This window comes from Boseongicola sp., from assembly GCF_057460485.1.
This window is the reverse complement of record NZ_JBVCWP010000062.1, coordinates 1-16,293: the sequence shown is the minus strand read 5'-3', so window position 1 is coordinate 16,293 and position 16,293 is coordinate 1. Positions and strand designations below refer to the sequence as shown.

The window sequence follows — 16,293 nt, the reverse complement described above, 5'->3', positions numbered from 1 at the left end:
TAGTCTCATGAGTGTCTCACTTTCTTTTCGAAGGGTAGGGATCGGCGTGTGACAGGCCAACAGCGATCGGCCGACCGGACACATGCACGACGCGTGTCACTGGCTGGCAAAGAGTCCGTCTACCATCTTCGTATAGGCCTCTAGGTCGGTGCCCGTGCCGTAGAGGACGGCCGACCAGTGACGCACGTATCCGGCGATTACTGCGGCCTCAGCAACCTCTTGCTCAGTGGCCCCGTAGGACATCGCCGCCGCGCGGTGATAGTGCGTACAGTACTGACATGGGACTTGCGCGGCGACGGCAAGCGCAATGAGCTGCATCGTTTTCATGTCGAGCGCGCCTTCGCCGTCTTCGACGTCGTTCATCCAGGCCCATGCGCCTGGAAGCATGCTATCGGGATAGTTCTCGATCTCTGGCAGCGCGGCTCCGAAAGCGTTCAAGGCCTCTGCGCGAACGCCTGCGGCAGTCTGTTCCTGCGCGGCTGCCGGTAGCGCCAGCGTAACGGCGGCAGCGAAACTGATGATGCTCTTCATGATAATCTCCCTTTGTACGGTCCGTGGTTGCTTTGAGCCGCGCTTGCATGAACGGCCCGACCGCGTGCATAATTCTGCTGCGGATGGACAAGAACTGCGCATCGTGGCCACTTCCGTCCTGAAATCGAGGTGAAATCATGCGAAATCGGCGTGAAATCCGGCTGGGAGAGGTATTATTTGACCCCGACTCTCGCGATTTGCGGGACAAGGCCGGAAACCGCGTCGAACTGCGCAACAAGTCCTCGGAAGTGCTAGACTTTCTGGCGGCAAGACCCGGCCAGATCGTTGGCAAATCCGAAATCATGGACGCCGTTTGGCCAGAAGTGACCGTATCAGAGGAAAGCCTGACCCAGTGCATTGCCGACATCCGCCGCGCGATCGGCGACAAAGACCAAAACTATCTGAAAACACACGTCGGGAAGGGCTACAGCCTCGCCGTGTCTGAAGCGCCCGTCACACAACGCAGAAGAACGGTGATCGTGGCAGCCGTGCTGGCAGTCATCGCTATTGCCGCTGGCGCCATTTGGACTCTCACTCGCCCCGTACCGACCCCGAACGCGAGCCCTAGGATCGCCGTTCTGGCGTTCGACGACTTTAGTTCGGGCGACGACCGGGGCTGGCTCGGAGACGGGATCGCAGAGGGCGTCATCACCGAACTGGCCAGTTATCGCGAGTTTCTGGTAGTAGCTCGCAACTCAAGCTTCAGCTTCCGCGACCAGTCCACGGACATCGCCGAGATCGCGTCGAAGCTGAACGCAGACTATATCGTCGAGGGCAGCAAACAGAAATCGGGTGATCGGCTCAGGGTCACGGTCCAGCTGATCAACGGCCACGACGGCACGCATATCTGGGCCGACGAATTCAACGCCGATCTTGGTGAGTTGTTCGGCGTCCAGTCCGAGATCGTGCGTAGTGTCGCAACCCAGTTGGGTCGCGAACTGGCCTGGAGCCCAGCAGAGACCGGCAATCGTCAGAAGGTCAATGCGTTGCACTATTTCTTCCTCGGCAATGAGGCTTTCGAAACGGGCACGCCGGATTCATATCGTCAGGCGATCGACTTCTACGAACAGGCCATCGCTGCCGATCCAGACGCGCCTTTCGGCTACGTTGGCATGGCGACCGTGCTTTGGTCTGATATCACTCAGGGCTGGGTATATCCGGACGTGCCCCGCGAAGAGTTGCTAAAGCGCGGTGTCGACTACGCAGAAATGGCGATCTCAATCGATCCGACCTACTATGCCGCGCATATCGCCCGGGGTGACATGCATTTCAGCGCCGGCGAACACGAACAGGCGATCGTGAGGTATTTGACAGCGGTCGAACTGAATCCCAGCAGCAGCACGGCGATGGCCGTGGCAAACGACTCCTTGATCTACACAGATCGCACCGACGAAGCGATCGCCTTGATGGAGCGCGCCATCGAGGTGAACCCGATAACTCCTGGCTGGTACTTCAACAACCTGTCCCGTGCCTACTGGTTTGCCGGGCGTTGCTCCGAAGGCGAACAAGCGATCCGAAAACGCGCAAGGCTCAGGGAATGGGACTACCGCGCCCTCATCGTCAACCTTGTCTGCCAGGATAAGCTGGAAGAGGCGCAACATGCGGCCAAACAGCTGCTTGAACTAAACCCGAACTTCACCGTCAGTGCTCACGCCGACCGAGTCCGCGGGGTTATGAACAACGAGGACTACTATCAACGATGGGTGTCCGACTTGCGCGCATCTGGTTTGCCGGAGGGCTAAGTTCTTTTGAGCGCTTCGGCTTTGTGCCGAACCCGGACATTTGGGAGCAGCTTTGCAATTGCTGCACAGTCAGCGAAAGGCAGCTTTGGCGACATCGAACCGACGCGCAGACTGCCGGCCGCATAGCAGTTGAACCAGGTTCATTCTGCACAACGAGACTATGCACTTGCAGAAAAAGGCACGGGAAGTTGTGATGGCTTCGGGCTCCTTGCTGCCGTTAGCCGCATCGCAGCGATCCTTCCAAACGATCTCGCCCCGACCAACATGAACGGCCCCAACCGGACTTTGGCCGCTCCATATAACGCTGCGGTGCAGCTTTCGCATTGCGGCCATTCGTGCATGGCGCAGCATTTTGTCGGCTAAAACGTCGGTGTGCGGGACAAAACGGACTTTTGCAGATGCGGCACGATCCGTCGCTCCGGCGAATATGCCGTTACATGCTGCGCGCCGCTTTGCAGCGCAACTTCCCGAAAGCGGACGTTCAAGCCGGGTTGAATACCATCGACCGGAACCAGTCATTCGCAGCAGGCGCACCGCAGGTCCGAGTTGCGGACTAAGCGGCTTTTTGACCACGCCGCGACTGCTCACGCAGCATAAGTACCTCCGCGATGAGGCGAATTTCCCCGAACAGGCCGTTCAATTACGTCACAACAGGTGGAATCCGAACTAACCTTTCGCTTCGGCCTGCCTCAACAATCGAGACGCGGTGTGGTTACAGCGGGCCGCTGCAACATAGGCCTCGAATTTCTCTGCTGGAGTTTCGCCCAGCTAAGACAACGCCTTTAAATCTGTCAGAATTTGGCGATCATCACCGCGTCGCATAGCGCGCCTGCATGCGCAAGCTTCAGCCTGGGCGCAATACGTCCAGCCCAACCAAGATTTCGCGGGGTGCATGCTTGCGCCACACAGACTGGTAACACTCGATGACGTTTGACCGCGTCACCGCTAGGCCCGGCAGCGCGACCCAGTCCGGACAGGGGCGGCCAAGCAAGGCGGTGATCGTCGTCTTTGCGATAGCCTCACCTTGTTGGAACGGGCGTTGACCTGCGATGCCGACAACAGCGCCGCCTTTCGCAAGATTTTCCGTCACCTCTTGTCCAAGGTCCACGGTCGTGATGGGCAAAGTCAGTTTCAGCTCCGAAACCATCCGGATGACGTCGATACAAGGGGTATCCCAGACGACGAATAGACCTGCAACGTCCGGATAATCGGCCAGCATACGCCGCGTTTGTTCACCGGCATCATCGAGGGATGAGAATCTTGCCGTTCTGACCGTAACATCCGGGCGGTTGCGCTCCATCGATTGGCTGAACGCGATTTCGCGCTCGTTGACGGCAAAGAAATCTGCATCATAGCCCAGCAACCCGGTCGATGCGTTGGCAGGCAGATGATCTGACAGCAGCTCTGCCGCGATCTTGCCCAGACCGTAATTGTCTACAGAAACAAGTGCGGCGTAGTCCTTTCCCGGCAACATGCCGGTGGGAACATTGTCGATCAGCACCAGCTTAATACCGGCATTGGACACAGCGATATGGTCTTGGGCCACTGTCGTGTTGTCGACGGGAAGGGAAACGATTGCATCTGGCTTTTCATCACAAAGCCTACGAAGAGCTGCGATTTGCGCTTCTGGCGAAAAATTGCAGTCAACGACGTCGATCACAATCGCCCCGCATTCTCCCATCATGCCGACGACGCCCTGCACAAGATGGCGCGACCAGTCACTTTCCAACGTATGCATGACGAGCGCGATGCGCAGCCCTTTTGCACGAGCGGCTGCTATATCCTGTGGCAGCAACGTGACCCGCTCAGGAGGGGAGGCGCGCTCGCCATGTGGCCCAAGACCGATGATAGTCATGTGGTTGTCCTTGATATCTTTGGCGGCGGTGGCGGCGTTTCGCCAGACTGCAGAGAGGACGATCCCAAAGCGGCCAGACTCTGCACGAAATCCGGGTTGCGGGTCGGGGTGCCAAGACCGATCCATTCTTTCAGGAAAATCGGATCGAACAGCGCCTCTGCGGCAATGCTGGCGGCGCCCAAAAGGGCCGCGGAATTGCTCATTTGAGATCTGAGGATGCGAAGATCGCGTGTGACGAGGGGGTGGGATGCGCCGTAGACCGTTTCGCGAATACTGGCCAGAAGAATATCGTTGGTTTGCGCAATGGACCCGGCCAACACAATAAGTTGGGGGTTCAGCATATTCGCCAATGTTGCAACAACCCCGCCGATCAAGCGGCCGCTTTGCATCAGGATTTCAACGCATGCACCGTCGCCCATTTGCGCCGCCTGGCATACGTCTATGGCTGTCAAATCACCACCACGCGCAAGTGTATCGTCCAGATGGGGGCTGCCCCCGCTTTTAGCTGCTTCCAGTCCGCGGGCCCTGATCATCTCTGCCCCGGCCATGGCATCCAGCGTTCCCGTGCTGTCGCGATAGGTGACAGGAAGTTGACCAATAAGGCCCACCGCACCTGCGGCGCCATGGTAGGGATGGCCATCGCTGACAAGTCCGGCGCCAATGCGTTGACCCACCTTGACGAAAAGCATGGACTGCAAGCCAATCCCGGCACCGCCATGTAGTTCCCCCATCGTCATCGTCTCAACGTTGGAATGAATCCAGACAAGCGTCTGAAATCGATCTGTCAGGGTCTCCACCAGCCCGGAACTATCCCAATTAGGCAGGAAGTCAGGGGTTTTCAGTAGGAAAGACGTGCCAGGATTGGCGAGAACCGGCCCGGGCACAGAAATGGAAATACCCCACAGATCGGGCGCGTCCAGTTGCCGTGTAAGGAGCCAGTTGATCAAGGCACAGATGCGGTCGACGGTGGCAGACTGATCAGAGATATCGATCATTTCGTGGTGCTCTGACAGCAATTTGCCGCTCAGGTCAGCCAATCCAACACCAACAGCTGATTGGTCTAGCGTGACAGAGACAAGGCGGGCGCGGTCTTTCATGAATTGGACAAGTCGCGGCGCGCGCCCCCCCGTGGCTACACCGGTCGCGTTTTCATCAACGAGGCCCAAATCTTTCAGGGTGGCTAGCCTGTCGGCGACGATTGCACGTCCGTACTCTCCGACACGCTCTAGCTCCTGACGGGTTCCCGCATGCCCTAGGCGGACAAGATTCAGCACGTCGACAAGACTTGCCGTGGCCGCCTCGCTGCTACGTGGGCGTCCATTGCCTGTTGAACGATTCGTTGCGGATTGGCCTTTTTTCACAAAAATCTTCTCTTCGTCGTGACTGGATTCAACAGTAGTTCGGCAATTTAAGCATGGCAAGCGTCTAGTTTTGCAGATTAAATGCAAAAGAATACATACTTATGCATAAAATATGTTGACCACTGCTCATTATAGCCATTACAAAATGTGTGACCGGCGCCAAATGCCGGAGGAGGAAAACCAATGAGTGACTGGAAACTGGCCTATCAGGCGAATTGCTGGGGTGAGCTTGGCGGCAATGCAGAAGGTGTGACGTCGATTACGCAACTGAGCTATCGCACCTTCGGGGACATGGACCGGGCCTGCGCCGAAATCGCGGCAGCTGGCTACACGGGGGTTGAATTGTTTGACGGCAACTTGCTGGACTATGACGCAGCAGATTTTCGGACCTTGCTGGCAAACAATGGTCTGACGCTGGTTGCGGCCTATTCCGGCGCCAACTTCATTTTTGATGAAATTCTTCCAGATGAACTGGCGCGGATTACCCGTGCGGCGGACCGCGCTGAAGAACTTGACGCCCCACATCTGGTCGTGGGGGGCGGGGCCAAACGGTTCGATGGTGTTCGGACAACCGACTATGACAAACTTGGCGCAGCGCTCGACAGGGTCAAGGAACTGGCCGAGGACCGTGGACTGAAGGCGCATTATCACCCGCATCTGTCCACGATCGTGGAGGGCCCCAAAGAGGTGCGGCGTATCTTTGACCTGACGTCGATCGATTTCTGCCCTGACACGGCCCATTTGGCTGCTGCTGGCGGGGACCCCGCGCAGATGATCCGCGAACACGCAAAGCGGATTTCATATATCCACCTCAAGGGGTTCCAAAAAGACCCCTTTGCATTCACGCCGCTTGACCGCGGCGATGTGCCGACCGACCCGATCATCGCTGCGATGCGCGATACGAATTTCGCGGGCTGGGTCTGCACTGAACTTGATGCCTGGAACGACCCCGCAGCCGGGGCACGCGCCAGCATGGACTATCTCAATCAGGCCTAATTAGGCCATTTTAACGGGGCTTACGCCCCATCTTCTGGGAGGAAGACCTATGTCTACACGTTCCATACTTATGGGGTCCATCGCCGCCGCAGTGATTGCACTTGGCGCTGTTCCGGCCATTGCCGATCCCGCCGCTGCCTTGGCCGCATTGCAGGAAAACGTCCTGTCCAAGGGCCCCAACGGCGAGGACCCAAGCCCGGCAGCAGACCTGTCGCTGACTGCGGCCGAGATCGACCAGATCAAAGCCATGAACGCCACCGCCGCGATCGTCATGCATTATGGCGGCAACGACTGGTCGCGGGCGCAGATCGAAGGATTGAGGTTCCAATTTGGTGAGTTGGGCATCGAAGTCATCGCGGTGACGGATGCAGGGTTCAAACCCGAAAAGCAGGTCGCGGATATCGAAACCGTTATGGCGCGCCAGCCCGACATCATCGTGTCCGTTCCGACCGACCCCGCCGCAACCGCCGCAGCCTATATGGCCGCTGCCAATGCGGGCGTTAAGATTGTTTTCATGGAAAATACCCCTCCGGGCATGACTGCTGGTGAGGATTATGTTTCTGTCGTTTCAGCCGATAACTATGGCAACGGCGTTGCTGCCGCACACTTGATGGCGCAGGCGCTTGGCGAGGATGGTGGCCAGATTGGGCTTGTCTATCACGCCGCTGACTTCTTTGTGACCCGCCAACGCTATGACGCCTTCAAGGCGACGACCGAGGAAAACTATCCCAATGTCGAGATCGTTGCCGAACAGGGTATCGGCGGACCGGACTTCACTGGCGACGCCGAAAAGGTCGCGTCGGCAATGCTGACGTCCAACCCTGGCCTTGATGGCATCTGGGCCGTTTGGGACGTACCGGCCGAAGGCGTGATCTCGGCGGCGCGCGTTGCGGGACGCGACGACCTGATCATCACCACGATTGACCTTGGCGAGAACGTTGCGATCAACATGGCCCAAGGCGGCTTCGTGAAAGGTCTGGGGGCGCAGCGCCCATTCGATCAGGGCGTCGCCGAAGCCACTTTGGCGGGCTATGGCCTTTTGGGCAAAGAGGCACCGGCCTTTGTGGCCCTGCCAGCCCTGCCAGTGAACAGGGAAAACCTGCTGGAGGCATGGCAGACCGTTTACCGGACCGAAGCCACGCAGAATATCCAGCGGAGCATGAACTGATCATGCGCAGGTCCCGCAGCTCCTCCCTGGTTGCGGGACCACCCATCTTTCATTTCCAGTACGGAGAGTATCGTGATGACCAAGACCCTCAATGTGGCCATGATAGGCGGCGGTTTCATGGGCAAGGCCCACGCCATGGCCTATGCTGCCATGCCGATGTTTTTCTGGCCCGCCCCCGCAATCCCTCGCCGCAAGACGGTGGTCGATCTGACGGATGCGGCCGCCGAAACCGCACGCGACCGGTTCGGCTTTGACGAAGCTTCCAGTGATTGGAAGGCGACAGTCAACCGCGCCGACATCGACATTGTCGATATCTGCACCCCCAACAACTCCCATGCCGAGATCGCGATTGAAGCGCTCAAAGCAGGCAAGCACGTGATCTGCGAAAAGCCACTTGCCCGGACGCTTGAAGAATCCGTGGCGATGGTCGAGGCCGCGCGCGCCAGCAAGTCCGTCACGATGGTTGCGTTCAACTATCGTCGGACACCTGCTGTCGCGCTGGCCAAGAAATTCATCGAAGACGGCAAGATCGGCGACGTGATCAATTTCCGGGGCACATACTTGCAGGACTGGTCGGCAGATCCGAACGGGCCGCTGTCGTGGAGGTTCCAGAAGGATATCGCGGGTTCCGGTGCAGTGGGTGACATCGGCACGCATGTCGTAGATATGGCGCATTACCTCGTCGGGCCGATTGACACGGTTCAGGCGATCACCTCGACCTACGTAAAGACGCGTCCTATTCAACAAGGGGGCGTCGACAAGCTAGGAGCGTCCGAAAAGTCTGCGGATTCAGAGCGGGCAGAGGTTGATGTAGACGACGAGGTCATGTCAATGGTCCGGTTCAAGTCCGGTGCCGTGGGCAGCATCGAAGCCACCCGAAATGCATGGGGCCGCAACAACTTCATCACGCTGGAAATCCACGGGACCAAAGGGTCGATCCTGTTCAACTATGAACGTCGCGACGAATTGCAGGTGATGTTCGCTGATGATCCCGGCGATGCGCGAGGGTTCCGCACCATCTACACCGGTCCGGCGCATCCTTATGGCGAAGGTTTATGGCCGATACCAGCCCTTGGCATTGGCTACGGTGAGACAAAGATCATCGAATGCTTCGATTTCTGCAAAGCGATCGTGGAGGGAACCCAGCCTTCACCAAACTTCGAAGAGGCGCTTTTGACCGAAAAGGTCGCGGATGCCTTGCTGCGTTCAGGCGAAACCCACGCCTGGGAGCAAGTGTAATGGCACCCGTTGCTGTCCGCATGAAGGGAATATCCAAACACTTTGGTGGGGTCAAAGCGTTGGATAACGTGGATCTTGAGGTTCTGGCCGGTGAGGTCCACGCGCTTCTGGGCGGCAACGGGGCGGGAAAATCCACAATTCTAAAGGTGTTGAACGGGGTACATGTGCCCTCTGCTGGTACCATCGAAGTCGCGGGCGTTCCGCTGACCACGCATAGTCCTGCGGCCTCCCGAGCTGCAGGCATCGCGATGAACTATCAAGAAATGAGCCTCATCCCGACGTTGACCGTGGCCCAGAATGTGTTTCTGACACGCGAGGCGAAGTCGGGCGGACTGATCGACGACACCGAGGCAGAACGCAGGGCGGCAGAGCTATTTGCGATGCTCGAGGTCGAGATTGATCCGCGCGCCATTGTGGGCGATCTGGGAGCGGGGCAAAAGCAACTGACCGAAATCGTCAAAGCAATATCGCAGGACGCGCGCGTTCTCGTGCTCGATGAGCCGTCCACGGCACTGGCCGTTTCGGATGTGGATCGTCTGTTTACCTTCCTGCGCAAACTTAAAACTCAAGGCGTCGCGATCATCTATGTGAGCCACCGGATGGATGAAATCGCCCGCATCGCCGATCGCGCTACGATCTTGCGGGATGGACAAAACGTGACCACCGCCGATATCGCAGATCTGCCAGTGGACGTGATGATCGAACATATTGTAGGAAAACGCTCGCTTGGTCTTGCGGATGTCGCACGCAACGTTGCCGTGCAGGGTGATGTCGCGCTGGAACTGCGCAATGTGTCCGGCCGCAATAAGCCAAAGGACATTTCACTGAAGGTCCACAAGGGCGAGGTCGTAGGGCTGGCCGGTCTGCTGGGGTCAGGGCGCACGTCGCTTGCTAAGCTTATCGCCGGAATTGAACCCATAACCGCGGGCGAAATCCGCATCAACGACCGCCCGGTTCACATTCGCCGCCCAAGTGATGCAATTGCAGCAGGCGTGGCATTGGTGCCCGAGGCTCGGGCCACACAGGGCATCATCCCGTCCCAGTCGGTGGCGGACAACGCGACCCTTGCCGTGCTTGATAAGCTTTCAAAATTCGGGTTCGTGGACGCGGCCAAAATTCGGGCCACCACTGATGCACAGATCGAACGGTTGTCGATCAAGACCGCGAGCCGTGATCACGCAGTCAGCACCTTATCGGGTGGCAATCAGCAAAAGGTCGTTATCGGAAAATGGCTGGCGTCTGATCCGGATGTCTTTGTTCTCGACGAACCGACTGCGGGCATCGACATCGGATCCAAATCCGAAATCATCCAGATGGTCCGCGACCTTGCTGCCAGCGGCAAAGCAATCCTGATGATATCATCTGAACTGTCTGAGCTTTTAACCGCCTGCGACCGCATCATCGTGATGGCCGAAGGACGAAGCCACGCAGATATCCCACATGCGAATCTAGAAGACCCCGCGGACGTTAATACGAATGCCGCGCACCGTGTTCAGGTCGCTGAACAGCGCCTGCAAATTGCCATCCAGAACGCCCTAAAGTCAGAGCAGGAGATTTCCAATGACCTTCACTGATACGAAAGATCGCACCAGAAATGCCTTAAGCGGCTTTCTCGGCAACTGGCGCCAGAATATCATTTACATCGGGTTCGCGGCGATCTTCGTGATCTTCGCGCTGACATTGAATGACCGGGGGTTCCTGAATCCCAACAACCTTCTTAACATTGTGCGGCAGACCACAATGATTGCCGTCATGGCCGTTGCCATGACATTCGTACTGTCAGCGGGCGAGATCGACTTGTCTGTGGGCGCGGTCGCCGGACTTGCAAGTGTGACGGTGGCCATGGCAATTGCCGTAGCCGGGCCCTTTGCGGGGATCATGGCAGGGCTTGCGACTGGCGTTGCCGTGGGTGTCTTCAACGGCTGGCTGACGACAAAAATCGGTATCCCGTCTTTCCTGACCACGCTGGCGATGATGGGCATCGCCAAGGGCGTTGCCATGTGGATTTCGGGCACGTCAGCAGTGCCGATCCTGTCGCCCGGCTATTCATGGTGGTTTGGCGGCGGCTCGATCGGCCACGTTCCGGTTCTGTTGTTTTGGATGTTGATTTTCGGTGTTGTCGGGCAAGTTGTCTTGCGGCGCACCAGCTTTGGCCGCCGGGTACTGGCAACGGGTGGCGGCGAACAGGCGGCCAGTTATTCGGGGATCAATACGTCGCGGGTTAAATTCCGGGTGCTGGTGATATCCTCAACCGCGGCAGCCGTTGCTGGTATGCTCTATGCGGGTCGTCTTCAATCGGGGCGGTTTCAGCTAGGGGAAGGCGACGAACTCTCAGTGATTGCGGCGGCTGTCTTGGGCGGTACATCCCTCTTCGGAGGCAAGGGGACAGTGATCGGCACCATTGTCGGGGCGCTGATGATCGGCCTGATCAACAACGGTTTGATCCTGATGGGGCTTGAGTTCAGCCAGCAGCTGATCGCGCGCGGTGGTATAATCATCCTTGCCGTGGCCCTGAGCCAGAAAAGGGTCTGAACCATGGCCCATGTCACTATCATTGGAACGGTTACAGCCAAACCCGAAACGCGCGCTGAATTGTTTGACCTGCTTACAAGGCAGGTCGCCCCTACCCGTCAGGAGAAGGGCTGCATCAACTATGACTTTCATGTTGATGCAAGCGATCCTTGTTGCTTTGTCTTCTATGAAAACTGGCGCACGCAAGCTGATTTAGATGCTCATCTCGAGATGCCCCATCTGAAGCCATTGTTTTTACAGCTTGATCGTTTGTTGGCCTGTACGGTCGATATCCGGCACTTGACCATGCTCAGCGAGATGGCCTGATGACGGCATCACGCAAGCGGCTGCGTCTGGGGATGGTTGGAGGAGGCAAAGGTTCCTTCATCGGCGGCGTGCACCGCATTGCCAGTCGTATTGATGACCGGTTTGAACTGGTTGCGGGTGTGCTTTCCTCCGATCCAATGCGCGCGGCTGAAAGCGCGGCGGATCTGGGCATCGTGCCGGCTCGGGCCTATGCCGATTTCAAGGTCATGGCCAAGGCCGAAGCAAAACGCGCCGACGGGATCGAAGTCGTCGCGATCGTGACGCCAAACCATATGCATGCCGCGCCAATCATCGCCTTTCTTCAGGCCGGAATTCACGTGATCTGTGACAAGCCATTATGTGCCACCATGGCTGAAGCCCAAATGATTTCGGAAGCAGTGAAAGCCTCTGATGCGCATTTCGTGTTGACGCACACCTACACCGGCTACCCCTTGATCCGTCAGGCCCGCAAGATGATTGCCGATGGTGAATTGGGTCAAATGCGTGTGATTCAAGTCGAATACGCGCAAGACTGGCTGACACAAACTATCGAACAGGATGGTCAAAAACAGGCAGACTGGCGGACCGATCCGGCAAAGTCCGGTGGCGGTGGCGCAATCGGCGACATAGGAACCCATGCCGTTGACCTTTTGTGTTTTGTGACTGGGCTGAAGCCTGAGGCGCTCTTGGCCGACCTACACCGTTTCGGCGACGGGCGTCGTTTGGACGATAACGCTCATATCCTGCTGCACATGCAGGGTGGTGCGAAGGCGATGCTCTGGGCGTCACAGATTGCAGTTGGGAATGAAAACGGGCTGCGCCTGCGTGTTTATGGCGACCGAGGCGGTTTGGAATGGTCGCAGGAAAACCCAAACAAGATGTGTCTGACAATCGACAGCGAAGCAAAACGTATCCTCACACGCGGCGGGGTCGGATCAGGCGGAGCCATGACAGATTGGACGCGGATCCCTGCCGGCCACCCGGAAGGTTACCTTGAAAGCTTTGCCAACATTTATACCGACACAGCAGACCTGATCGAAAGAAAGGGCGGGGGAGCCCTTCTGGCAGGAATTCGTTCGGGCTTGGAGGGCATGCAGTTCATTGAAGCCTGCGTGAATTCAGCGGGCAGCGGCGGCACATGGGTCCCATTCCAGCAACTTGAGGGTTGAAGATATCCTGGATTCCGTCGGCACATCCTGAAACCATGTGGATTGGGTTTAAAGGACCAAAAAGGGTTTGCTCCGATCATCGCAGAACAAGGAGCGTCAGCTCACACCGTAGATCGTCAGAATCGTCAAAACGATCAAGCTGGTTGGTCAATACGATGTTGTGGCCCATCTGCTGGTAGGCGGCGCACCGCTGCATCATATCGACAATCTGGCTTGGGCTTCTTTGATCGAGGCTGCCGCTCTGGGCGACGGGGTCACGCCGCTACAACATGCCACATCACGCAACTACTCCTAATTGGTCGAAATTCGGAAATAGGCGATATGCTAATGACCCCACCAAAATGTACTATCTTGAAGGCTGTCGTGTCATCAGAGCTCGTTGCACCGTCCCAAAGCCCCAATTGGCGCAACCGCAGCAAAGGTCGGAGATGTCCGCGAGCTGTAAATTCCATGCTTGATCTTTGCTGAGGCCTTTACGAACGACCGGTTTTCTCGCTGCGCGGCTGCAGCAAATCTTTCGTACTTCCCACATTTCCCGCGCTGCGAGCGCACACAGCACGAAATACGAATTTACTGAATGGGTTCCAAGCGGTCATTTGAGCTAATCGTTCAGGCATTGAAGCTGCCTTTGCGTCAACCCAAACCCGGAACAATCACCATCTTGTCGCTAGTGCTTTCTTTAAGACGCAATGGGAGGACTTTCTGATACTCTGCTGAGTCATACCAACCTTTGGCTTTTTCCAAAGTAGGAAATTCAATAATAGCCACGCGTTCAGGTTTCCACTCGCCTTCGCATATCACTACGTCGCCGGTGGCTGCGAGAAGGTTGCCACCAAAGTGTTTCACTGAAGCATTTGCACCATCTAGGTATTTTTTCATTCGAACTGGATCAAGCGGAGCTAGGTCGAAAATAACATAGGCAGTCATTTTTTTTCCTGAATGGCTTAAGTTTGGAAGCATGTATCACATCTTGGCACGAAGGCCTATCGCCGCGGCAGCTTTGGGCTCCTTGCTGCCGTTAGCCGCATTGCGGCGATCCTGCCAAACGATCTCGCCCCGACCAACATGAACGGCCCTTAGCTGCCGCTCGTCGGTCGATCTGATGCTGCGCCGCAGCTTCGCCAGACCGGCCATTCGTGCATTTTGCAGCATTATGTCGGCTTAAACGTCGGTGTGCGGACAAAGTCGCCTGTCGCGTCTTCACTTGCGGATGGGCGCGCGGCGCTTGTCCCGGACCTCACTTTGCCTCTAAGCTAGACTTCCAGTTCGGAGGGCACAATGGACAGCATGGCGAAACCCTGCATCGGGCATACGCATCTGAAGGTCGCGGACCTTGAGCGGGCCATAACTTTCTGGCGAGACGTGATGGGTATGGATTTGGTTCAACGTTACGGTGAACAGGCAGCGTTTCTGTCGTGGGGCGGCTACCATCACCATATCGGGCTGAACACTTGGCACAGTGCGGGCGGCACTCCACCCGCCAAGCACCACACCGGGCTTTTTCACGTTGCCCTTCTATATCCCACGCGGGAGGCGTTGGTAACGGCAGCCAAACGCGTCGCCGATGCCGGGTTCGACATCTACGGCCATGCCGATCACGGCGTGTCGATCGCGCTTTATTTCGACGATCCTGACGGCAACGGCGTCGAGATATATTGGGATAAGCCGCGCGAAGAGTGGCTTTGGCACGACGATGGCAGCCTGAAGATAGTAAATGAGCGCTTCGAACTTGCGCCGTTCCTTGCCGAGGCGGGCTGAACTCGCGTTCAAACGTCTGAAAGGCGCGAATGAATGGCGAATTTGGGCTCCTTGCTGCCGTTAGCCGCATTGCAGCGATCCTGCCAAACGATCTCGCCCCGACCAACATTAACGGCCCATTGCTGCCGTTCACGTCCACCTCAGGATGCTGCGGTGCGGCCCGTCGAACCGGACTTTCGTGCACTATGCAACATTTTTGCTGGCTGAAACGTCGGTGTGCGGACAAACCGGACAGTTGAAAAGGCACCGAAGTTGAGTTGCCCGTTGACCGACTTCTCCTTCGCCGTTCTCATCGATGACGACCCGTCGATCCCGCCTGTGGAGGGTGGCGAACTTTCATAGGATGAGACGTAGCCAGCGGATGCGTCTGAACAAATCTACAATGGAAAAGGAAATTATTGAGCCAGCAACCGTGACCAGTGCAAATTTTGACAACGCCGAAATCTCGAATTCAAGTATCGCAAATTGCAACCCAATGACGACGTACATGTGCAAGAGGTAAACCCCAAAGACACCGCCAGCGAGGCGTTGAGCCCATGGCCCTGTTTTATCAAAATGCCTCTGAAAGAGTGCGAGAAGTCCGAGAATCATTCCGACACAAATAAATGAATCAACGAAGTCCCATAGATCGCGCGCTGTGTATCCGCCGGGCAGGTTGATGCCGGGTATCTCGAACATTCCATTGATGAGAAACGCCAACACACCGATCCAGAACCAAGTGTAAGCAACGTGTCGGTTTATGTTCTCAAACCATCGGCCGCGACCAGCAATCACTCCAACGACAAATAGGCTGGCATATTGTGGTAGATGGGCCATTTCTGCAGGCACAGTCCAAAATAGACGAACCCACGTATCTTGTGGGTAGACTTGTCGTACAAGAAAACTCACGCTCGCGAGCGCAACTGTGAAGATCAGTATTCTCAGATGTCTTGGTGGTTCGGGCAGGTGGTTTGGATCTGGAGCCGACGTAAACCTGCGCCACATCACAAATAGAGCTGCGTAAATCAGCAAGTGGGCAATGAACCACAAGTGCGCAAACTCAAATCGCCACCCTTTCACGTAGTCGTTGATCAGGTAGTCAAAGTATCCACGAGCACTTTCTGAGTTTGCCCACTCGGAGCTGCCATTCACCAAAATCACAAAAACCACGAGTGGAATGCCCAACCGGATTAGACGGGACCACAAAAAGGGCGCGGCTCCTCGCCGATCATAGCTGCGTTCGATGAAGTATCCGGAAAGGAGAAAGAAAAACCCCATAAAGAATGCGGCATTGATGGCAAAAAAGAACAATAGGACGTCGCTGTTCGCTGGATCATCAACCGGCCACGCTCCACCCGTGGGACCGTAGGGCTGCCCAGCGTGATGAGCCACCACCAACAAAATCAGAAAGACTCTCAGCCACTGAATGTAGTGAACCCGTTCTCCCGTCTGTTGTCGCGACATGTTGAAGCTCCCGTCTGACCCATTGGCTCGCTAAAACAATAAGTGACATACCCTCATGGGCTTTGATTCAGATCACGGTGTCGTCGAGCCGTTGAGTGCGGGGGCTCCACCTAAAGGATCAGCGCCGATGAACGGCCGCTCGGTGCTGATTGTGTTGAAAAACTCCGATTTTGGGCATGATCGTCATTTTTCTGAACGATACAGAGCAAGTGCG

At 56.8% G+C, this 16,293-nt stretch carries 14 protein-coding genes; 9 read left to right on the top strand and 5 right to left on the bottom strand.

Translation table 11 applies throughout. The annotated features are described in order from the left end of the window. Positions 1–96: 96 nt before the first annotated feature. Positions 97–531, bottom strand: a complete 435-nt coding sequence (locus tag AC221Y_RS09630; RefSeq protein ID WP_299751890.1) for a carboxymuconolactone decarboxylase family protein — start codon at positions 529–531, stop codon at positions 97–99. Between the two features lie 137 nt (positions 532–668). On the opposite strand from AC221Y_RS09630, the gene AC221Y_RS09625 reads away from it, so the two are divergent. Beyond that, on the top strand, positions 669–2,273 hold the full coding sequence (locus AC221Y_RS09625) for a winged helix-turn-helix domain-containing tetratricopeptide repeat protein (protein ID WP_486707235.1): 1,605 nt from the start codon (positions 669–671) through the stop codon (positions 2,271–2,273). A gap of 844 nt (positions 2,274–3,117) precedes the next feature. Here AC221Y_RS09625 and AC221Y_RS09620 read toward each other — a convergent pair. Further along, complete coding sequence (locus tag AC221Y_RS09620; protein WP_299751883.1) at positions 3,118–4,128, bottom strand: substrate-binding domain-containing protein; 1,011 nt, start codon at positions 4,126–4,128, stop codon at positions 3,118–3,120. Then, positions 4,125–5,402 carry an ROK family protein gene (locus tag AC221Y_RS09615; RefSeq protein WP_486707234.1) on the bottom strand — a complete coding sequence of 426 codons (1,278 nt, stop codon included), beginning with the start codon at positions 5,400–5,402 and terminating at the stop codon, positions 4,125–4,127. The genes AC221Y_RS09620 and AC221Y_RS09615 overlap by 4 nt, the downstream gene beginning before the upstream one ends. A gap of 270 nt (positions 5,403–5,672) precedes the next feature. On the opposite strand from AC221Y_RS09615, the gene AC221Y_RS09610 reads away from it, so the two are divergent. The 7 genes from AC221Y_RS09610 (at position 5,673) to AC221Y_RS09580 (ending at position 12,878) form a co-directional block, all read left to right on the top strand. After that, positions 5,673–6,485 (top strand): sugar phosphate isomerase/epimerase family protein, encoded by an 813-nt coding sequence (locus tag AC221Y_RS09610; protein ID WP_299751877.1) that lies wholly within the window; start codon positions 5,673–5,675, stop codon positions 6,483–6,485. A 49-nt stretch (positions 6,486–6,534) separates the two neighbouring features. Further along, positions 6,535–7,653 (top strand): substrate-binding domain-containing protein, encoded by a 1,119-nt coding sequence (locus AC221Y_RS09605; protein WP_299751874.1) that lies wholly within the window; start codon positions 6,535–6,537, stop codon positions 7,651–7,653. 75 nt (positions 7,654–7,728) lie between these two features. Next, positions 7,729–8,892: a levoglucosan dehydrogenase gene (locus AC221Y_RS09600; protein WP_299751871.1), complete on the top strand. Its 1,164-nt coding sequence runs from the start codon at positions 7,729–7,731 to the stop codon at positions 8,890–8,892. Next, entirely contained in the window at positions 8,892–10,466 is a 1,575-nt protein-coding gene (locus AC221Y_RS09595) for a sugar ABC transporter ATP-binding protein (RefSeq protein ID WP_299751868.1), read from the top strand. Before AC221Y_RS09600 ends, AC221Y_RS09595 begins: the two co-directional genes overlap by 1 nt. Beyond that, positions 10,453–11,424 carry an ABC transporter permease gene (locus AC221Y_RS09590; protein ID WP_299751864.1) on the top strand — a complete coding sequence of 324 codons (972 nt, stop codon included), beginning with the start codon at positions 10,453–10,455 and terminating at the stop codon, positions 11,422–11,424. The genes AC221Y_RS09595 and AC221Y_RS09590 overlap by 14 nt, the downstream gene beginning before the upstream one ends. A gap of 3 nt (positions 11,425–11,427) precedes the next feature. Next, positions 11,428–11,730 (top strand): putative quinol monooxygenase, encoded by a 303-nt coding sequence (locus AC221Y_RS09585; RefSeq protein WP_299751861.1) that lies wholly within the window; start codon positions 11,428–11,430, stop codon positions 11,728–11,730. Continuing rightward, complete coding sequence (locus AC221Y_RS09580; protein WP_299751858.1) at positions 11,730–12,878, top strand: Gfo/Idh/MocA family protein; 1,149 nt, start codon at positions 11,730–11,732, stop codon at positions 12,876–12,878. The genes AC221Y_RS09585 and AC221Y_RS09580 overlap by 1 nt, the downstream gene beginning before the upstream one ends. 633 nt (positions 12,879–13,511) lie before the next feature. On the opposite strand, the gene AC221Y_RS09575 is transcribed toward AC221Y_RS09580, so the two are convergent. Continuing rightward, positions 13,512–13,805 carry a DUF1330 domain-containing protein gene (locus tag AC221Y_RS09575; protein WP_299751855.1) on the bottom strand — a complete coding sequence of 98 codons (294 nt, stop codon included), beginning with the start codon at positions 13,803–13,805 and terminating at the stop codon, positions 13,512–13,514. Positions 13,806–14,156: 351 nt separating this feature from the next. On the opposite strand from AC221Y_RS09575, the gene AC221Y_RS09570 reads away from it, so the two are divergent. Beyond that, positions 14,157–14,636: a VOC family protein gene (locus tag AC221Y_RS09570; protein WP_299751852.1), complete on the top strand. Its 480-nt coding sequence runs from the start codon at positions 14,157–14,159 to the stop codon at positions 14,634–14,636. Positions 14,637–14,972: 336 nt separating this feature from the next. Here the strand turns inward: AC221Y_RS09570 and AC221Y_RS09565 are convergent, their stop codons facing one another. Continuing rightward, complete coding sequence (locus AC221Y_RS09565; protein WP_486707233.1) at positions 14,973–16,079, bottom strand: acyltransferase family protein; 1,107 nt, start codon at positions 16,077–16,079, stop codon at positions 14,973–14,975. Positions 16,080–16,293 lie beyond the last annotated feature (214 nt).